Here is a 15,733-nt window from a genome sequence, read left to right as displayed (position 1 = left end):
CATTGGAGTAAGGTTGTTCAGCTTTTATGCACTTTTGTTTCGTTTAACTAAATTTTCGCTTTATTTTGGTTTATAAGACTACTTTGCATTTGTTATTTAACTTATGTTCGAACAAGTTATACTGGACGAATCTTCATTCATTTATAAAAAGGAATTCTTTTTCGTATTCAATGCCAATCAATTATTTCGTTTAAAATTCTTTTGCCATACATTCTCTTTTTAAGGGAAGGGCGGCTTTTCATGTTTTTAATTAATCTATTCATACGTATCGACGTTACGTGCTTCGAACATATCTGGTTCCTGCCGTTCAATTAGTTCGCCACGACTTAATTGATTTCTTTCCCCGCTCTTATTTTTGTCCATACATATACACTTTTTCAGCGATTCTTTCTCAATTCTTTTCTACCATAAACAATATCCGATCTTTATTTTTGAACCGTTACCTTCTTCGTGACATGCTCATGTAGTCCTTCATCATTGTTGACATGAACTTGGATTTGATAAGTTCCTGAGGAAGAAAATGTATATTTCGCTTCATAAGTACCTTTCTCGTCTCCTGCAGCATCTACCCAATCATGCTTATCAGAACCGTCCTTCCAAATTTCATAACGGACGTTTGCGTTTAGCAACGGAGCGTTTTCTGCTTGAATTTTTGTTTGAATCAATGTTTCCGCATTCGCCTTTACATTTGTCGGCAGCTCCAATTGGATGTCTACAGATCCTTGAGAATGTTCATGAGTATGATTTGCGGTTTCTTCGTTTTCTCCCGTTGAAGCTCCACCTTTATGTAGTTCACCAATCACAATTTGTTTTTTGGGCATATTATGCTGATTTTTCGCCGTAACGTGTGATTGAACAAAAAAAACTCCATTTTCATCAAATGTGTGTTCAATCGTATATTGGCCGTCTTTTTCATGTTTTGCTTCTATCATTTTACTTTCTTCTTTTTCTCCTTCTTTCCATATTTCAAATTTTACTTCATCAGCATCTTCAACCGCTTCTCCTCCGTAGCTCACTTCAGCAGTCAACGAAACTTTTTCATGAATATTCGCATGGTCCGGCACTTTCAAATTGACTTCGAGCGGATGAACTTCGGCACTTTCTCCGCTGTTCTCTTGTTTCGTTTCATTTTGACCGCAAGCTGCAAGAAGGAAAACGGCTGCAACCAATATAAAGATTTTTTTCACAATAAATCTCCTTTCCTCAATAAAAAATTAGTTGAGAACTATTATATAAAGAATAAATTTTATACATACATATTGCAACATTGCAAAGGTGAATATTTTGTGTAGGATTCATGAAATTTTTATGTGGAAGAATACTGGGTTTTGCACATGGCAGCATTGAATATAAAAAAGAAAACCGGACGCACAAATTGATCATATCCCGATCAAAGATCAAATAGACAGTATTAAAAATTCCCCATATTCAGCGGCTTACAGAATAGTTGTAGAAGGAATCACTGTTAAAGAAATCATCTGACAATTCCTCCCCATATAACTCAGTAGGTCTGTAAGCTGAAGAAAGAAGCACTGTCTTCGAAGATATTTTTTAACTGCTAAGAGTTTAAACTCAACTGAATAGTTTATGAACTTTTGTCCTTTTCTTGCCATAAAAAATCACCTCTTAAAGCAGTGTTGACCAAATAGGGATTTTTCAACATCTACTTTAAGGGGTGCAGTTCATAGACAGTATAGGTTTTTTTCTTTCTATCTAGACAAGAGGGATCGTATCAAGTAGTGAGTATCGGTATATATTTTCATCTCCCAGCAAAAATTCAATGTTTTCTGTTACACCATTTTCTCCGGCTGGACAATGCGGTCAAATTCTTCGGCTGACAGAAGGTTCAGTTGAACAGCTGCCTCCTTTAAAGTCAATCGTTTTTCATATGCAAGCTTTGCAATTTTCGCTGCATTTTCGTATCCAATATGAGGATTTAAAGCAGTTACGAGCATGAGCGAGTCTTGTACATATTTATCAATCACTTCTTTGTTTGCTTCAATTCCCACAGCACAGCGGTCGTTGAAGGAAATTATACTATCCGATAAAAGCCGGATCGATTGTAAAAAGTTATAAATAATAACCGGTTTGAAAACATTTAATTCAAAATTTCCTTGGCTTGCGGCAAAACCGATCGCTGCATCATTTCCCATGACTTGGACTGCTACCATCGTTAATGCTTCGCTTTGCGTCGGATTCACTTTTCCCGGCATAATGGAGCTTCCGGGCTCATTTGCTGGTATCGTGATCTCGCCAATTCCGCATCTTGGACCGCTTGCCAGCCATCTAACATCATTTGCAATTTTCATAAGATCAGCTGCCAAGGCTTTTAGCGCTCCGTGTGCATGAACGATTTCATCATGGCTAGTTAGCGCATGGAATTTGTTTTCAGAGGAACGGAATGATTCATTCGTTTGCTTGCTTATTTCATCTGCTACAAGCTGTCCAAACTGAGGATCCGTATTAATTCCTGTTCCGACTGCTGTTCCGCCGATCGCCAAATCTCTCAAGTTATCCATTGCTTCGACAATCATTTTTCTGCTTTTTCTCAGCATATGTACCCATCCGCTGATTTCCTGTCCAAGCGTGAGCGGTGTTGCATCCTGCAAGTGGGTGCGGCCAATTTTCACAAGATTCTCAAACTGCTTAGATTTCTTATCGAGCGTCTCTGTCAACAAATCAATTGCCGGCAACAGCTTGTTTTTTATCGCTATGACACCAGCAATATGCATTGCTGTAGGGAATGTGTCGTTTGAGCTTTGTCCCATATTCACATCATCATTTGGATGAATTTTTAATGATTCAAACCCATTTTCTTTCAAGTATTCATTTCCTTTAAACGAAATCACTTCATTGACATTCATGTTCGACTGCGTTCCGCTTCCGGTTTGCCATACTACGAGCGGGAAATGCTCATCAAGCTTCCCTTCTATAATTTCATCGCAAACATGAACGATCGCATCTTTTTTCTCTTTTGGCAGCTTTCCTAATTTTTCATTAACGATCGCTGCACCTCTTTTTAAAATGGCAAATGCACGAATGACTTCAATCGGCATCGTTTCAGTACCGATTTTAAAATTGTTTCTGCTCCGTTCCGTCTGTGCACCCCAGTAGCGGTCTTTGGGAACTTTTACTTCTCCCAGCGTATCTCTTTCTATACGATAGTCCATTTTCTTCTTCCTCCTTTTTAAATAATCATCTATTTTAAATATACCTCTAATATTTTGTTAAAAGCAAAAAAACTCTGATAATTTTTTATAAAAATGAAGAACTTTATTAAATCATAAAAAAAAAGCGGTTTTAACCGCCCTGAACTATTGTTTTCTTATTTTGAAGTGTGCATTCAGCTGGCCTTGAATCATTTTTTTCTTATCTTCGAGCATTTTATCTCTTTCTTTTTTCAGCATTTCTTTTCTAATTTCAAACGTTTGAACGCCGTCTTCGATTTTATCTGCAATTTCCATTAATGTTTCAATATCTGAAAAGGAATATTTTCTCGTTCCTTGTTTCGTTCTTTCGGGAAAAATTAATTTTCTTTCTTCATAATATCGTATTTTTCTTGGTGATAGCCCTGTTAGTTCACTAACGATACCGATCGTAATGACTTTTTTATCCTTATATGATTCTGACATTGTTATACCTCCTTTTATAACGTTATTACGTTAAAATTTATAACATTTTCAGCCATTAACTTTATTATACAATTTTTTTTCGTATTTTTTAATTTTTATTGTAAGATTTTCTTACATTGAATACTTATAAATATTTTTTTCCTTGTTCAAATTGACAAGAAAGCAAACTATTAGTATCCTTTGTACAGATCACATTTGGGTTGGAGGAAAGGTTTATGTTACATACGAAACAAACGAATCTTGAATCTTTTTTACATCAATATAAAGATCGCGCACGTCTTCTTATTACATGCAACGACCAGCCAGGAATTGTTGCAAAAATTTCTAAAGTTTTATATGAACACGGCGCCAATATCGTCCAATCAGATCAATATTCAACAGATCCTTCAGGCGGCACTTTTTTTATGCGCGTTGAATTTGAATTGCCGGATATAGAACGCAAAAAAGGCGAGCTTGAAAAAGACTTTGAGCCGATCGGAAAAGAATTGCAAATGAAATGGCAATTTTCATATATGAACCAATTAAAGCGAATGGCGATTTTCGTATCGAAACAAGATCATTGCCTTCTCGATCTTCTTTGGCGTTATCAATCAGGCGATTTTTTTTGCGAAATACCTTTGGTAATCAGCAACCATCCAGATTTGCGTGAACCAGTTGAATCGCTTGGAATTCCGTATTATTACATACCGGTCAATAAAGACAATAAGCCGGAAGCGGAAAAGCAGCAGCTTGAACTGTTGAAGAAATATAATATTGATTTCGTCGTTCTCGCCCGTTATATGCAAATTTTATCTCCAGATTTCATCAAGCATTACCGGCATCGAATTATTAACATTCATCATTCGTTCTTGCCTGCATTTGTCGGTGCAAGACCGTATGAGCGCGCATATGAACGCGGAGTCAAAATTATTGGAGCCACTTCCCATTATGTGACGGAAGATTTGGACGAAGGACCAATTATTGAACAAGGGGTTAAAGAGGTCAGCCATCGGTACAATGTTGAAGATTTAAAAAGGGTCGGAAGAACGATTGAACGCGACGTTCTCGCCCGCGCTGTACAATTGCATTTGGAAGACCGCATCATTGTTCACGGAAACAAAACGATTGTCTTTTAATCAAAAAGCGCACTTGCTTTTCACAGCATGTGCGCTTTTTTTCAATAAGAGCTCTATTGATAAATTCAATTAACAAGGATGTGGCAAAAAAGAAAATGATGGTATACTTAAATACAAAAAATGCGGGATCATTTTTGAAAAAATATTTTGTTTTTATCATTCGTTTTCTATTGCTCTATACGGTATTTCAAATACTATCGGGTACTGTTTTAACTGCTTTTTACACGCCAAATTTTTCTGCCAAAACGGGCAGTCTTAGTCAAGAGGTAGTGTTCGGCGAGCCTTCTTCCATACCATTGCTTATATCATTGCTTATTGCTACAACAGCCTATTTTCTCGCTCAAAAAGTATTGAAAGCTGCACAATAATAAGAAAAAAAGGGCCTCAGCTTTGAACTGAAACCCTTTCCTTTAGCAAAGCATGTAAATAAAAGAAACCAGCATGTTTGCCGATTTCTTTTATTTCATTGTTAATTTTATAAAAATCACGGGAAACGTCTTTCTATAATGGAGACGGTGGGACGTGCTGATCCATGCTTTCGCAATGGCACTGACTATATCTTGAACCTAAACAGGTCCTCCGGCGTGTTATGCGAAATTTAGATTTGCCGTACGGCAGAATTTCGCATCCTAGTACTACCTTGAAGGCAGCCTATGAGTCGATACACGGCTGTTGGATTGCTCCACATACCGCTCGGTGTTGCCATATCGCAGAAACGACTTAGGTTTCACCGATTAAGCCGGATTTTCACTTGTGTGTTGCCACACAAGGCGACTATTTCCTAATCGAACCCACGTCCAGAGATATCGCCACTTAAGCATCTACGAGCGTATCCGACATATTTAACATTTCACTGTTCCTTAGCCTGTCGGCAGGCATCCGGACAGCTAGTCTGATTCGTCTCTTCCCTCTTCCTCAGACGGCGGAATCGGGCGTAGCCCACTTAAGTTGAACCCCTTTTCCTCCACATGGGCGATGGAAGAAAGGAGCCTTTAGCATTAAGCAGCTAAAGCGTAGTTGTTTTGTTTGCCAGTTATCTTTAGGCGACGTTGATGACGGAGACGATCCCTCCGGCTCGCAGCTTAAGCTCGATCTATCCCTGTCGAATCCAAAACGTCCCCGTTTTATTCGAGCTAGTGCTTGAGAAATATATTCAACTGGCAACGACATATATTATTATAACAAAAACAATATATTTTTCAATTGTCATTTATTGTTATCATTAATAGATCCCTTTTTGTTTTTGTTGAAATGCCCGTTCAATTTCTCTTTTCGCTTCTTTTCGTTTTAAATCCTCCCGCTTATCGTATTTCTTTTTCCCTTTTCCTAGCCCGATAAGCACTTTCGCAAATCCATTTTTAATGTAAAGCTTCAGCGGAACTAATGAATAGCCCTGTTCTTTTGTGGCCCCGATCAGCTTATTGATTTCTCTTCGATGCAAAAGAAGCTTTCTCGTTCTTAACGGCTCATGGTTGTATCGATTTCCCTGCTCATACGGGCTGATATGCATGTTATGAAGAAAAACTTCCCCTTTTTCCACTCTTGCGAACGCATCTTTTAAATTGGCGCGGCCGGCGCGAATCGATTTAATTTCTGTTCCCTGGAGGACGATCCCAGCTTCATACGTTTCTTCAATAAAATAGTCGTGGTGCGCCTTTTTATTTTGGGCAATCAGTTTCCCTTCTCCCTTTGACATTCTCTGTCACCCTTTCGTGAAAATTAGGGGTAAAGATAATTATAGCAAATGAACATTTTCGCCTCAATCAAGATTCTTTCTAAGTGAAATTTTGCTGTTTCAATAAGTTTGTTTTTTTAGACATCTGGCCTCGCTTTAACGCTTTTTCTTCTTCCGCTTCTTTTTCGATACGTTTTTATAAAACTTTTTCTTTTTTGATTTCGGCGGTCTCGTTGACCATTCTTCCTCTTCTTCCTGATGTTTGCTCTTAATCACCTTCACCGTTTCAGGCCGTGTTGATTTTTTTCGTTTTTTTCTCATACCGACAATTTCAAAATCGATGGATCGTTCCTCTTTATCAACATTCACAACGCGGACGGTAATTTCATCGCCGATGCGGTAAACATTTCCCGTTCTTTCACCGATCATCGCATAATGACGTTCATCATAATGGTAGTAATCATCCGTCATATAGCTTACATGAACGAGACCTTCAACAGTATTCGGGAGCTCGACAAACATGCCGAAGTTTGTGACAGAACTGATGATTCCATCAAATTCTTCCCCAATCTTATCCAGCATAAATTCTGCTTTTTTCAAATCATCCGTTTCACGCTCCGCATCAACAGCCCGCCGTTCCATATTAGAAGAATGTTCTGCAATTTCCGGCAAAATTGATGCCCATTTCATCTGTGTCTTTTCGTCTATTTTCCCTTCAAGCAAATATTTGCGAATGAGTCGATGAACTATCAAATCAGGATAACGGCGAATCGGGGAAGTAAAATGGGTGTAAAATTCGGTCGACAATCCGAAATGCCCGACGCTTTCCGGATGATATTTCGCTTGCTTCATAGACCGAAGCATGACAGTTGAAATCACCATTTCTTCAGGTTTTCCCCGTACTTCATCTAAAATTTGCTGCAAAGCGCGCGGATGAATATTGTTTCCTGTCCCCTTCACTACATAACCAAAATTTGTAATAAACTCCAAGAAACGTCTTAGTTTTTCCTCATTCGGTTTTTCGTGAATTCGATATATAAACGGTACATTTAACCAGTGAAAATGTTCTGCTACTGTTTCATTTGCAAGCAGCATAAATTCTTCAATTAACCGTTCCGCTACAGATCGTTCCCGAATAATGACATCATACGGTTTGCCTTTCTCATCCACCAAAACTTTCGCTTCCTTAAAATCAAAATCGATAGCTCCGCGCAGCATTCTTTTTTTCCGTAAAATCGACGCAAGCTCAGCCATATCCTCCAGCATGGGGACAATTTCTTGATATTTTTCCCGAAGCTGTTCATCCTTTTCAATCAAAATTTTATTGACATTTGAATAAGTCATCCGCTCAGCGGAGCGAATAATACTTTGAAAAATATCATGCTGAACTACGTTCCCATATTCATCCACAATCATTTCGCACGATAATGTCAGACGATCCACCTTCGGATTCAGCGAACAAATTCCGTTTGATAAACGATGCGGTATCATCGGAATGACGCGATCAACTAAATATACGCTTGTCCCGCGTGCAAATGCCTCTCTGTCAATCGGAGTTCCTTCTTTTACATAATAACTGACATCTGCGATATGCACGCCAAGCTTATAGCAGCCGTTATTTAACTTTGTTACTGTTACGGCATCATCCAAATCTTTTGCATCTTCACCATCAATGGTAATGATTAATTCGTTGCGAAGGTCTCGTCTGTTCTTGATTTCCTCGCTCTTAATCTCATCAGGTGTTTCGTTTGCTTGCTTTAATACATCATCTGGAAAGCTCAATGGCAGCTGATGCTTATGAATGATTGATAAAATATCGACGCCAGGATCATTTTTATGGCCTAAAATTTGTACGACTTCTCCTTCTGCACTCATTCGTCCTTCAGGATATGACGTGAGTCGGACAATTACTTTATGACCTTCAACTGCCCCATTTGATGCATTTTTCGGAATAAAAATGTCGTTGACAATCTTTTTGTCGTCAGGTATGACAAATCCGAAGTTTTTGCTTTCCGTAAATGTTCCGACAATTTCCGTTATTCCTCTTTCCAAAATGCGTATGACCGTGCCTTCCTGTCTCGCCCCGCTTGTTTTCGGGCTTAGCCGCACAAGAACTTTGTCTCCATGCATCGCATGATTCAGCTCGCCGGGCGGAATGAACACGTCATCAAAACCTGGTTCATCCGGTTCAACGAAAGCAAATCCGCGGGCATGTCCGACCAGTGTTCCGCGGATCAAATTCATTTTTTCTGGAACACCGTATCGATTTGCTCTCGTCCGCACAATGAGGCCTTTTTCTTCCATCTTATTTAAAGTAATAATCAGCTTTTTAAATTCGTCTGCGTCCTCTAGCTGAAAAGCTTCTTCTAATTCCTCCACAGTCAAAGGTTTATAAGCCTCTTCCTTCATAAAAGAAAGAAGCCTTTCAGCTAATTGCATATCGGGTTCTGCCAATACGATAACCTCCTTTTACTCCTGCCAATCAAGGCTCTCTAAAAATTCATAGACGTCCTGATGCAGTTCATCTCGCTGCTTGTCAAGCGTAATAACATGCGACGATTCTTCATACCATTTGATTTTTTTTATATTTGAGCTTACTTCGTTATAAATAATATTTGCACTATCCGGATTGATCATTTCATCGTGCCGCGCCTGAACCACAAATGTCGGGGCATAAATCATATCGACATTTTCTCTCACATCAGAAATCAAACGCTGCAGAGCTTTCAACGTTTTCATTGGTGTTTTTTGAAACTCTTCCATTTCCGCCTCAATCTGTTCTTCCGGCTTTCCTTCAAATTGTTTATATTTGCGGGCATATTTTAAAATCCCTTTATACATCGTTTCTTCGCTTTTAATATACATCGGGGCGCACATTGGAATAATTCCTTTTACAGGTACAGTGTATCCCAGTTTTAAAGAAAAAACTCCTCCAAGAGACAAACCGGCAACTGCAATTTCTTTAAAACCTAAGTCTTTCAGATGTTCGTAGCCGCCCATCACATCTTGCCACCAGTCATCGGGACCGGTATGAACCAATTCTTCCGGAGGAACCCCATGGCCTTTATATTGAGGGGCATGACAAGTATACCCTTTATCTTGCAAAAAACGCCCAAGTATCCGCACATCTGCTGAATTTCCAGTAAAGCCGTGAAGCAGCAGTACAGCACGATTCCCACCTTCAAACGTAAAAGGTTTTGGCGGTAAAACTTTCATTTTAAAATCTCCTTCTCTTTTTAAATTCTTTATTTTTTACAACGAATTGTAGTATGAAAAAAGTTTAAATTCCATTATATACCAAAAACATTATTCATTCAACAGCTTTATTTTCCCATAGAAAAAAGGCCTGTTTGACAGACCTTTCTAGCTATTATAATCCAAACCATGAAACAGCAATTGCTAAAACAAAAAATAACACAGAAAGAACGATTGTAATACGATGTAAGATTAAATCTATTCCACGCGCTTTTTGCTTCCCAAAAAGCTGTTCAGCACCGCCGGAAATGGCTCCAGATAATCCAGCACTTTTTCCAGACTGCAGTATCACCACAGCGATCAGCGCAATAGATACAATTGCTAATAGTATGACAAGCAGAGTATGCATGTCCACTCCACCTCCTAAAAAAACGCACATTACAATAGTTTTAATGTATCATAAATTGGCTCATTACACAATAGCGTATCCATTCAGAAAATACGAAAGCGGATGTCTTGAAGCAAGACATCCAACTCTGTATTACCTTCCACGATGTTTTGCCTTCGCTTTTAAACGCTTTAACTCTCTTTTTCGCTTGATGAGAGCTTCGCGAAAGCTCCTTGCGCAAAACTTTTCTCTCTTTTTTACGATGCTCCAATTCTAGCTGAAGGGCTGTTTGTGCATATGTGGAAAGCGGCCTTGTTTTCATTTCCTTTGCAGCTTCACGTTGCAGTCGCTTCGGATTTTTGCGCTTTTTCATTTCAAGCGGCACGGCGGTTGTTGTGCGGCACTTGTGCAGTAACGATAGCATCGGACCATTCACAAATGCCAAAACTTCATCATCTTTTGGCTCTGAACCAAATACGTAGCGAACCGCTTTTATAGCTTCACCTTCCTTTTGCTCAACCACACCGATCCAGAATTGTCCATCGTAAAAAACCGTCAACTTCATGAAAGGTCCCTCCTTGTAAAACGTAACGACAGCGATGGACATCCCAAGGAGGGGAAGGATACTGACACTCTTTCGGAGTGCGCCCGGACTACCAACCGGGACTGTGTTTTTACGCTGTCTATGTTTTTATTATATGTTGTTTATTGGTAATAAGAAAGTATTTACACACCGTCTAGGTTATGATTTTGTGTGCTTTGAGCTTTAATTAAAAAAGGTCTAACCAAATAACTCGGTTAGACCTTTTCATAGATAGTGTTATTTTTTCAAGTTATAGAAAGATTTAATTCCTTGGTAAACTGCAGTATCGCCAAGTTGATCTTCGATGCGAAGCAATTGATTGTATTTCGCAACGCGGTCCGTGCGGGAAGGTGCGCCTGTTTTAATTTGGCCTGCGTTTGTTGCCACAGCAATGTCTGCAATGGTGCTGTCTTCCGTCTCGCCTGAGCGATGGGAGATGACCGCTGTATAGCCGGCGCGTTTTGCCATTTCGATCGCATCAAACGTTTCTGTTAACGTTCCGATTTGGTTAACTTTAATCAGAATAGAGTTGCCGACTCCTTTTTCAATGCCTTCCGCTAATTTTTTTGTATTTGTTACAAATAAATCGTCTCCGACAAGCTGAACTTTTCCGCCTAAACGTTCTGTTAACAGTTTATGGCCTTCCCAGTCGTTCTCATCAAGTCCGTCTTCAATCGAAATGATCGGATATTTGGAGACAAGCTCTTCATACCATTGCACCATTTCTTCCGACGTTTTTACAACGCCTTCTCCTTCTAGGTGGTACTTGCCGTCTTCTTTATTAAACAGTTCAGAAGAAGCAACATCCATCGCAAGCTTAACTTGTTCGCCAGGTTTGTAGCCGGCTTTTTCAATTGCTTCGATAATAGTTTGCAAAGCTTCTTCATTTGATTGTAAATTTGGAGCGAATCCGCCTTCATCACCAACAGCTGTATTATATCCTTTTCCTTTTAATACAGATTTTAATGAATGGAAAATTTCCGCTCCCATCCGCAGTGCTTCCCGGAAGCTTTCCGCGCCGACCGGCATAATCATGAATTCTTGAATATCAACATTGTTGTCTGCATGAGCGCCGCCGTTTAAAATGTTCATCATCGGCACAGGAAGAGTTTTCGCATTGAAGCCACCGAGATATTGATACAGCGGAACACCTAAATAATCAGCTGCAGCACGAGCAACGGCCATAGAAACACCTAAAATTGCGTTTGCTCCCAGCTTTCCTTTATTTTCTGTTCCGTCAAGTTCAATTAATAGTTGATCGATGGCATTTTGTTCCGTCACATCAAAGCCTAACAGTTCTGGGGCAATAATTTCGTTCACGTTTTTAACTGCTGTTAAAACCCCTTTTCCAAGGTAGCGTTCTTTATCACCGTCACGCAATTCAACAGCCTCGTACTCACCTGTGGATGCACCGCTAGGTACAAGCGCCCGTCCAAATGCACCTGATTCTGTATACACCTCTACTTCAACTGTCGGATTTCCTCTTGAATCAAGCACTTCACGTGCATAAACATCAGTAATAGCTGGCATATTGCTTCATCTCCTTTATTTATGATTTAATAAGACTTTTCCCTGTCATTTCTTTCGGTTTTTCCAGCCCGAGCAGCTCGAGCATCGTTGGTGCCAAATCACCTAAAATTCCGTCTTCTCTCAATTCGATTCCTTTTTTCGTTATAATAACCGGCACTGGATTTGTCGTATGTGCGGTTTGCGGTTTTCCGTCAAGTGTGACGACTTCGTCCGCATTTCCGTGGTCAGCAGTTATAATAGCTGTTCCGCCTTTTTCGAGAATCAAATCCACCACTTTTCCGAGACATTCATCAACCGCTTCGACTGCCTTTATCGTTGGCTCAAGTTTGCCGGAGTGACCGACCATGTCCGGATTGGCAAAATTCAATATGATCGCATCATGCTTGTCAGCCTCAATTTCTTTTAAAAGCGCATCAGTTACTTCATATGCGCTCATTTCCGGTTTTAAATCATACGTGGCTACCTTCGGTGAATCAATTAAAATCCGTTCTTCGCCAGGAAACTTCTCTTCCCGGCCTCCGCTCATAAAGAACGTAACATGCGGATATTTTTCTGTTTCTGCTATGCGCAGCTGCCTCAATCCGGCTTGGGAAATGACTTCGCCAATTGTGTTGTCCAAGTTAACCGGCTTGAAGGCAACATATCCTTTCACCGTTTCGCTAAAATGCGTCAAACAAACGAAGAATAAACGTTTTGGATGTTTCGGTCCCCTATCAAAGGAACGGAAATCTTCATTTGTGAATGTATTCGAAATTTGAATAGCGCGATCCGGACGGAAATTATAGAAAATAACCGCGTCATCATCTTGAATGGTTGCAACAGGACTGCCGTCTTCTTTTGTCATAACAGAAGGGATGACAAACTCATCATAAATCCCGTGTGCATAAGAATCTTCAATACATTCGTATGCGTTTTTGTAAGCTGGCCCTTCGCCATACACCATCGCTCTGTATGCTTTTTCTACTCGATCCCATCTTTTATCTCTGTCCATCGAGTAATAGCGGCCTGAAATCGTTGCGATCTGTCCTACTCCGTATTCATTGATTTTTTCATTCAGCTCATCAATATATTGCTTCGCCGTTTGCGGACCAACATCGCGTCCGTCCAAAAATCCATGAATGAACACATTTTTCACTTGCTGATCTTTCGCCAATTTTAACAAGGCGAATAAGTGGTTAATGTGGCTGTGAACACCGCCATCCGATAATAAGCCGAAAATGTGAAGGTTCGTTCCTTTTTCTTTCACGTGGTTCATAGCTGAAAGAAATGTTTCATTTTCAAAAAATTCGCCTTCACGAATCGCTATGTTAACGCGTGTCAAACTTTGGTATACAATTCTGCCTGCACCGATGTTTAAATGTCCAACTTCAGAATTTCCCATTTGACCTTCCGGCAAGCCGACAGCTTCTCCACATGCTTTTAACGTTGCATGCGGGTATGTATTCCAAAATCGATCAAAATTCGGCTTGTTCGCTTGAGCCACAGCATTTCCTTTCACTTCGTCACGCAGAGCAAAACCGTCTAATATAATTAACGCTACTGGCTTTTTACTCATTTTGGCCTGCCTCCAATAGCTGCAAGAAAGAGCGTGGTTCTAGGCTTGCGCCTCCGACTAATGCTCCGTCAATTTCCGGCTGGTTTAGAAAATCTTTAATATTTTCCGGTTTAACACTGCCGCCATATTGAATGCGAACTTCGTTTGCAACATCATCGGAATAAATATCGGCAATTACACCCCGAATATGGGCACATACTTCATTGGCATCCTCCGGAGAAGACGATTTTCCTGTGCCAATCGCCCAAATCGGCTCATAAGCAATCACGATGTTTTTCACAGCCGACGCATCGACTCCAGCCAACGCTTTTTTGACTTGATCGCCAACAATTTCATTCGTTTTTCCAGCTTCACGCTCAGCTAATGATTCGCCTACACATACGATCGGAGTTAATTCGTGTTTGAAAGCTGCCAATACTTTTTTGTTCACGGTTTCGTCTGTTTCGGCAAACATTTCCCGGCGTTCGGAGTGTCCAATGATCACATAATCAACACCGATATCCGCCAATGCAACAGGGCTGATTTCCCCTGTATAAGCTCCGCTTTCTTCAAAATGCATATTTTGAGCGCCAATTTTTAGTTCAGAGCCTTCAGCCAATTCCACAAGCTGACCTAAAAATAAGGCAGGTGCACATATAACGGAATCAACTTTATCCTGTGGGGGAACGAGTGATTTAACTTCCTTTACAAAGCTTTTTGCTTCTTCCAACGTCTTATGCATTTTCCAATTCCCTGCAATAATCGGCTTTCTCATCTTTACACCTTCCTTTTTACGGAAATGGTTGTGGTTATTTGTCTTCCAATATTTGAACTCCCGGAAGTTTCTTTCCTTCCATGAACTCTAAAGATGCTCCGCCTCCGGTTGAGATGTGGTTCATTTTATCCGCAAGGCCGAATTTTTCTACTGCTGCTGCTGAATCACCGCCGCCGATGACCGTATAAGTATGTTCTGCTTTCGCCAAGCTTTCCGCTACAGCTTTTGTTCCCTTTGCAAAAGCATCCATTTCAAAAACGCCCATCGGTCCGTTCCAAACAACAAGCTTTGATTGTTGAATGACATCCGCATAAATTTCAGCCGTTTTAGGTCCAATGTCAAGTGCTTCCCAATCAGCCGGAATGCTGTCAATATCCACTACTTTTGTATTGGCATCATTTGAAAAATCATCTGCTACCACAACATCTACAGGCATATAAAAGCGAACGCCCTTTTCTTTGGCACGTTCCATAAACGATTTTGCCAGTTCTATTTTATCTTCTTCAAGCAGAGACTTGCCGATTTCGTGACCCAGCGCTTTTACAAACGTATAAGCAAGTCCTCCACCGATAATCAAATTATCTACACGTTCCAATAAATTTTCGATAACTCCGATTTTATCTTTTACTTTTGCACCCCCGATAATCGCTGTAAATGGGCGGTCAGGATTATCAAGCGCTTTAGATAAAACATTGATTTCTTTTTCCATTAAAAATCCTGCAACAGATGGTAAATATTCCGCAATGCCTGCGGTGGATGCATGTGCGCGGTGAGCGGCGCCAAAGGCATCGTTAACATATAGATCAGCCAATTCAGCAAAAGCTTTAGCTAGCTCAGGATCATTTTTTTCTTCGCCAGGATAAAAGCGTACATTTTCCAGAACGAGAATGTCGCCATTGTTTAACTTGTCTACTTCCGCTTTTACAGCCGCACCATAAGCTTCATCTACTTTGACCACCTTTTTGCCTAACAGTTCTTCTAAACGCTGCGCTACAGGCGTCAATCGAAGCTCTTCCACAACCTGTCCTTTTGGTCTGCCAAGGTGGCTGGCAAGCAATACTTTCGCTCCTTGATCCGCCAAGTATTGGATCGTTGGGAGTGCAGCTCGAATGCGTGTATCATCGGTTATTTTGCCATCCTGCATCGGTACATTAAAATCAACTCGGCAAAATACCGTTTTCCCTTTCACATCGACATCTTTTATCGTTTTTTTGTTCATGGCTCAAGCTCCTCCTTCACAATAACGATCAGGAAAAAATTCTTCCTACATGTTGAAAGGGAAAGGGGAATGTAAACGTCCCCTTCC

General features: G+C 40.3%; 14 protein-coding genes and 1 other RNA gene. 2 read left to right on the top strand and 13 right to left on the bottom strand.

Translation table 11 applies throughout. From position 1 onward, the window contains the following. Positions 1–425: 425 nt before the first annotated feature. The 3 genes from NSU19_RS04380 to NSU19_RS04370 form a co-directional block, all read right to left on the bottom strand. A complete protein-coding gene (locus tag NSU19_RS04380; protein WP_339198971.1) occupies positions 426–1,187 on the bottom strand; it encodes a FixH family protein in 762 nt (253 codons plus the stop codon). Between the two features lie 603 nt (positions 1,188–1,790). Beyond that, positions 1,791–3,170, bottom strand: a complete 1,380-nt coding sequence (fumC, locus tag NSU19_RS04375; RefSeq protein WP_130156803.1) for a class II fumarate hydratase — start codon at positions 3,168–3,170, stop codon at positions 1,791–1,793. Between the two features lie 144 nt (positions 3,171–3,314). Then, complete coding sequence (locus NSU19_RS04370; protein ID WP_063386951.1) at positions 3,315–3,632, bottom strand: MerR family transcriptional regulator; 318 nt, start codon at positions 3,630–3,632, stop codon at positions 3,315–3,317. A gap of 215 nt (positions 3,633–3,847) precedes the next feature. Between NSU19_RS04370 and purU the strand changes: the two genes are divergently transcribed. Next, positions 3,848–4,747, top strand: a complete 900-nt coding sequence (gene purU, locus NSU19_RS04365; protein ID WP_063386952.1) for a formyltetrahydrofolate deformylase — start codon at positions 3,848–3,850, stop codon at positions 4,745–4,747. Positions 4,748–4,842: 95 nt separating this feature from the next. Further along, on the top strand, positions 4,843–5,115 hold the full coding sequence (locus tag NSU19_RS04360) for a phosphoethanolamine transferase CptA (RefSeq protein WP_232515686.1): 273 nt from the start codon (positions 4,843–4,845) through the stop codon (positions 5,113–5,115). 414 nt (positions 5,116–5,529) lie between these two features. Here NSU19_RS04360 and ssrA read toward each other — a convergent pair. The 10 genes from ssrA to NSU19_RS04310 all read right to left on the bottom strand — a co-directional run bounded on the left by ssrA (position 5,530) and on the right by NSU19_RS04310 (position 15,646). Beyond that, positions 5,530–5,860, bottom strand: a transfer-messenger RNA (tmRNA) gene (gene ssrA, locus NSU19_RS04355). A 109-nt stretch (positions 5,861–5,969) separates the two neighbouring features. Further along, a complete protein-coding gene (gene smpB / locus NSU19_RS04350) occupies positions 5,970–6,443 on the bottom strand; it encodes an SsrA-binding protein SmpB (RefSeq protein WP_063386953.1) in 474 nt (157 codons plus the stop codon). Positions 6,444–6,578: 135 nt separating this feature from the next. Beyond that, complete coding sequence (gene rnr / locus NSU19_RS04345) at positions 6,579–8,861, bottom strand: ribonuclease R (protein WP_339199962.1); 2,283 nt, start codon at positions 8,859–8,861, stop codon at positions 6,579–6,581. Positions 8,862–8,891: 30 nt separating this feature from the next. Next, positions 8,892–9,638 carry a carboxylesterase gene (locus NSU19_RS04340; RefSeq protein WP_066249166.1) on the bottom strand — a complete coding sequence of 249 codons (747 nt, stop codon included), beginning with the start codon at positions 9,636–9,638 and terminating at the stop codon, positions 8,892–8,894. A 154-nt stretch (positions 9,639–9,792) separates the two neighbouring features. After that, positions 9,793–10,026, bottom strand: a complete 234-nt coding sequence (gene secG / locus NSU19_RS04335; protein ID WP_063386955.1) for a preprotein translocase subunit SecG — start codon at positions 10,024–10,026, stop codon at positions 9,793–9,795. A 40-nt stretch (positions 10,027–10,066) separates the two neighbouring features. After that, positions 10,067–10,570: a YjdF family protein gene (locus NSU19_RS04330; RefSeq protein WP_339198968.1), complete on the bottom strand. Its 504-nt coding sequence runs from the start codon at positions 10,568–10,570 to the stop codon at positions 10,067–10,069. Between the two features lie 255 nt (positions 10,571–10,825). Beyond that, entirely contained in the window at positions 10,826–12,118 is a 1,293-nt protein-coding gene (eno, locus tag NSU19_RS04325; RefSeq protein ID WP_066249160.1) for a phosphopyruvate hydratase, read from the bottom strand. 19 nt (positions 12,119–12,137) lie between these two features. Continuing rightward, positions 12,138–13,673 (bottom strand): 2,3-bisphosphoglycerate-independent phosphoglycerate mutase, encoded by a 1,536-nt coding sequence (gene gpmI / locus NSU19_RS04320; protein WP_339198966.1) that lies wholly within the window; start codon positions 13,671–13,673, stop codon positions 12,138–12,140. Further along, positions 13,666–14,427 carry a triose-phosphate isomerase gene (gene tpiA / locus NSU19_RS04315; RefSeq protein ID WP_066249154.1) on the bottom strand — a complete coding sequence of 254 codons (762 nt, stop codon included), beginning with the start codon at positions 14,425–14,427 and terminating at the stop codon, positions 13,666–13,668. The genes gpmI and tpiA overlap by 8 nt, the downstream gene beginning before the upstream one ends. Positions 14,428–14,461: 34 nt before the next feature. Then, the gene (locus tag NSU19_RS04310) at positions 14,462–15,646 is read right to left on the bottom strand and encodes a phosphoglycerate kinase (RefSeq protein ID WP_094245232.1); all 1,185 of its coding nucleotides are present in this window, start codon (positions 15,644–15,646) and stop codon (positions 14,462–14,464) included. Positions 15,647–15,733: the final 87 nt, after the last annotated feature.

The organism is Aeribacillus sp. FSL k6-2211 (assembly GCF_037966125.1).
Classification (GTDB): Bacteria; Bacillota; Bacilli; order Bacillales; family Aeribacillaceae; genus Aeribacillus; species Aeribacillus composti.
Note: the sequence above shows the minus strand (reverse complement) of the source record. Positions and strands in the feature narration are given on the sequence as shown.

Coding starts and splice junctions, on each gene's coding strand:
- gpmI (WP_339198966.1), bottom strand. CDS start 13,673: ATGAGTAAAAAGCCAGTAGCGTTAATTATATTAGACGGTTTTGCTCTG.
- secG (WP_063386955.1), bottom strand. CDS start 10,026: ATGCATACTCTGCTTGTCATACTATTAGCAATTGTATCTATTGCGCTG.
- NSU19_RS04340 (WP_066249166.1), bottom strand. CDS start 9,638: ATGAAAGTTTTACCGCCAAAACCTTTTACGTTTGAAGGTGGGAATCGT.
- rnr (WP_339199962.1), bottom strand. CDS start 8,861: ATGCAATTAGCTGAAAGGCTTCTTTCTTTTATGAAGGAAGAGGCTTAT.
- eno (WP_066249160.1), bottom strand. CDS start 12,118: ATGCCAGCTATTACTGATGTTTATGCACGTGAAGTGCTTGATTCAAGA.
- fumC (WP_130156803.1), bottom strand. CDS start 3,170: ATGGACTATCGTATAGAAAGAGATACGCTGGGAGAAGTAAAAGTTCCC.
- purU (WP_063386952.1), top strand. CDS start 3,848: ATGTTACATACGAAACAAACGAATCTTGAATCTTTTTTACATCAATAT.
- NSU19_RS04360 (WP_232515686.1), top strand. CDS start 4,843: ATGATGGTATACTTAAATACAAAAAATGCGGGATCATTTTTGAAAAAA.
- tpiA (WP_066249154.1), bottom strand. CDS start 14,427: ATGAGAAAGCCGATTATTGCAGGGAATTGGAAAATGCATAAGACGTTG.
- NSU19_RS04310 (WP_094245232.1), bottom strand. CDS start 15,646: ATGAACAAAAAAACGATAAAAGATGTCGATGTGAAAGGGAAAACGGTA.
- NSU19_RS04330 (WP_339198968.1), bottom strand. CDS start 10,570: ATGAAGTTGACGGTTTTTTACGATGGACAATTCTGGATCGGTGTGGTT.
- smpB (WP_063386953.1), bottom strand. CDS start 6,443: ATGTCAAAGGGAGAAGGGAAACTGATTGCCCAAAATAAAAAGGCGCAC.
- NSU19_RS04370 (WP_063386951.1), bottom strand. CDS start 3,632: ATGTCAGAATCATATAAGGATAAAAAAGTCATTACGATCGGTATCGTT.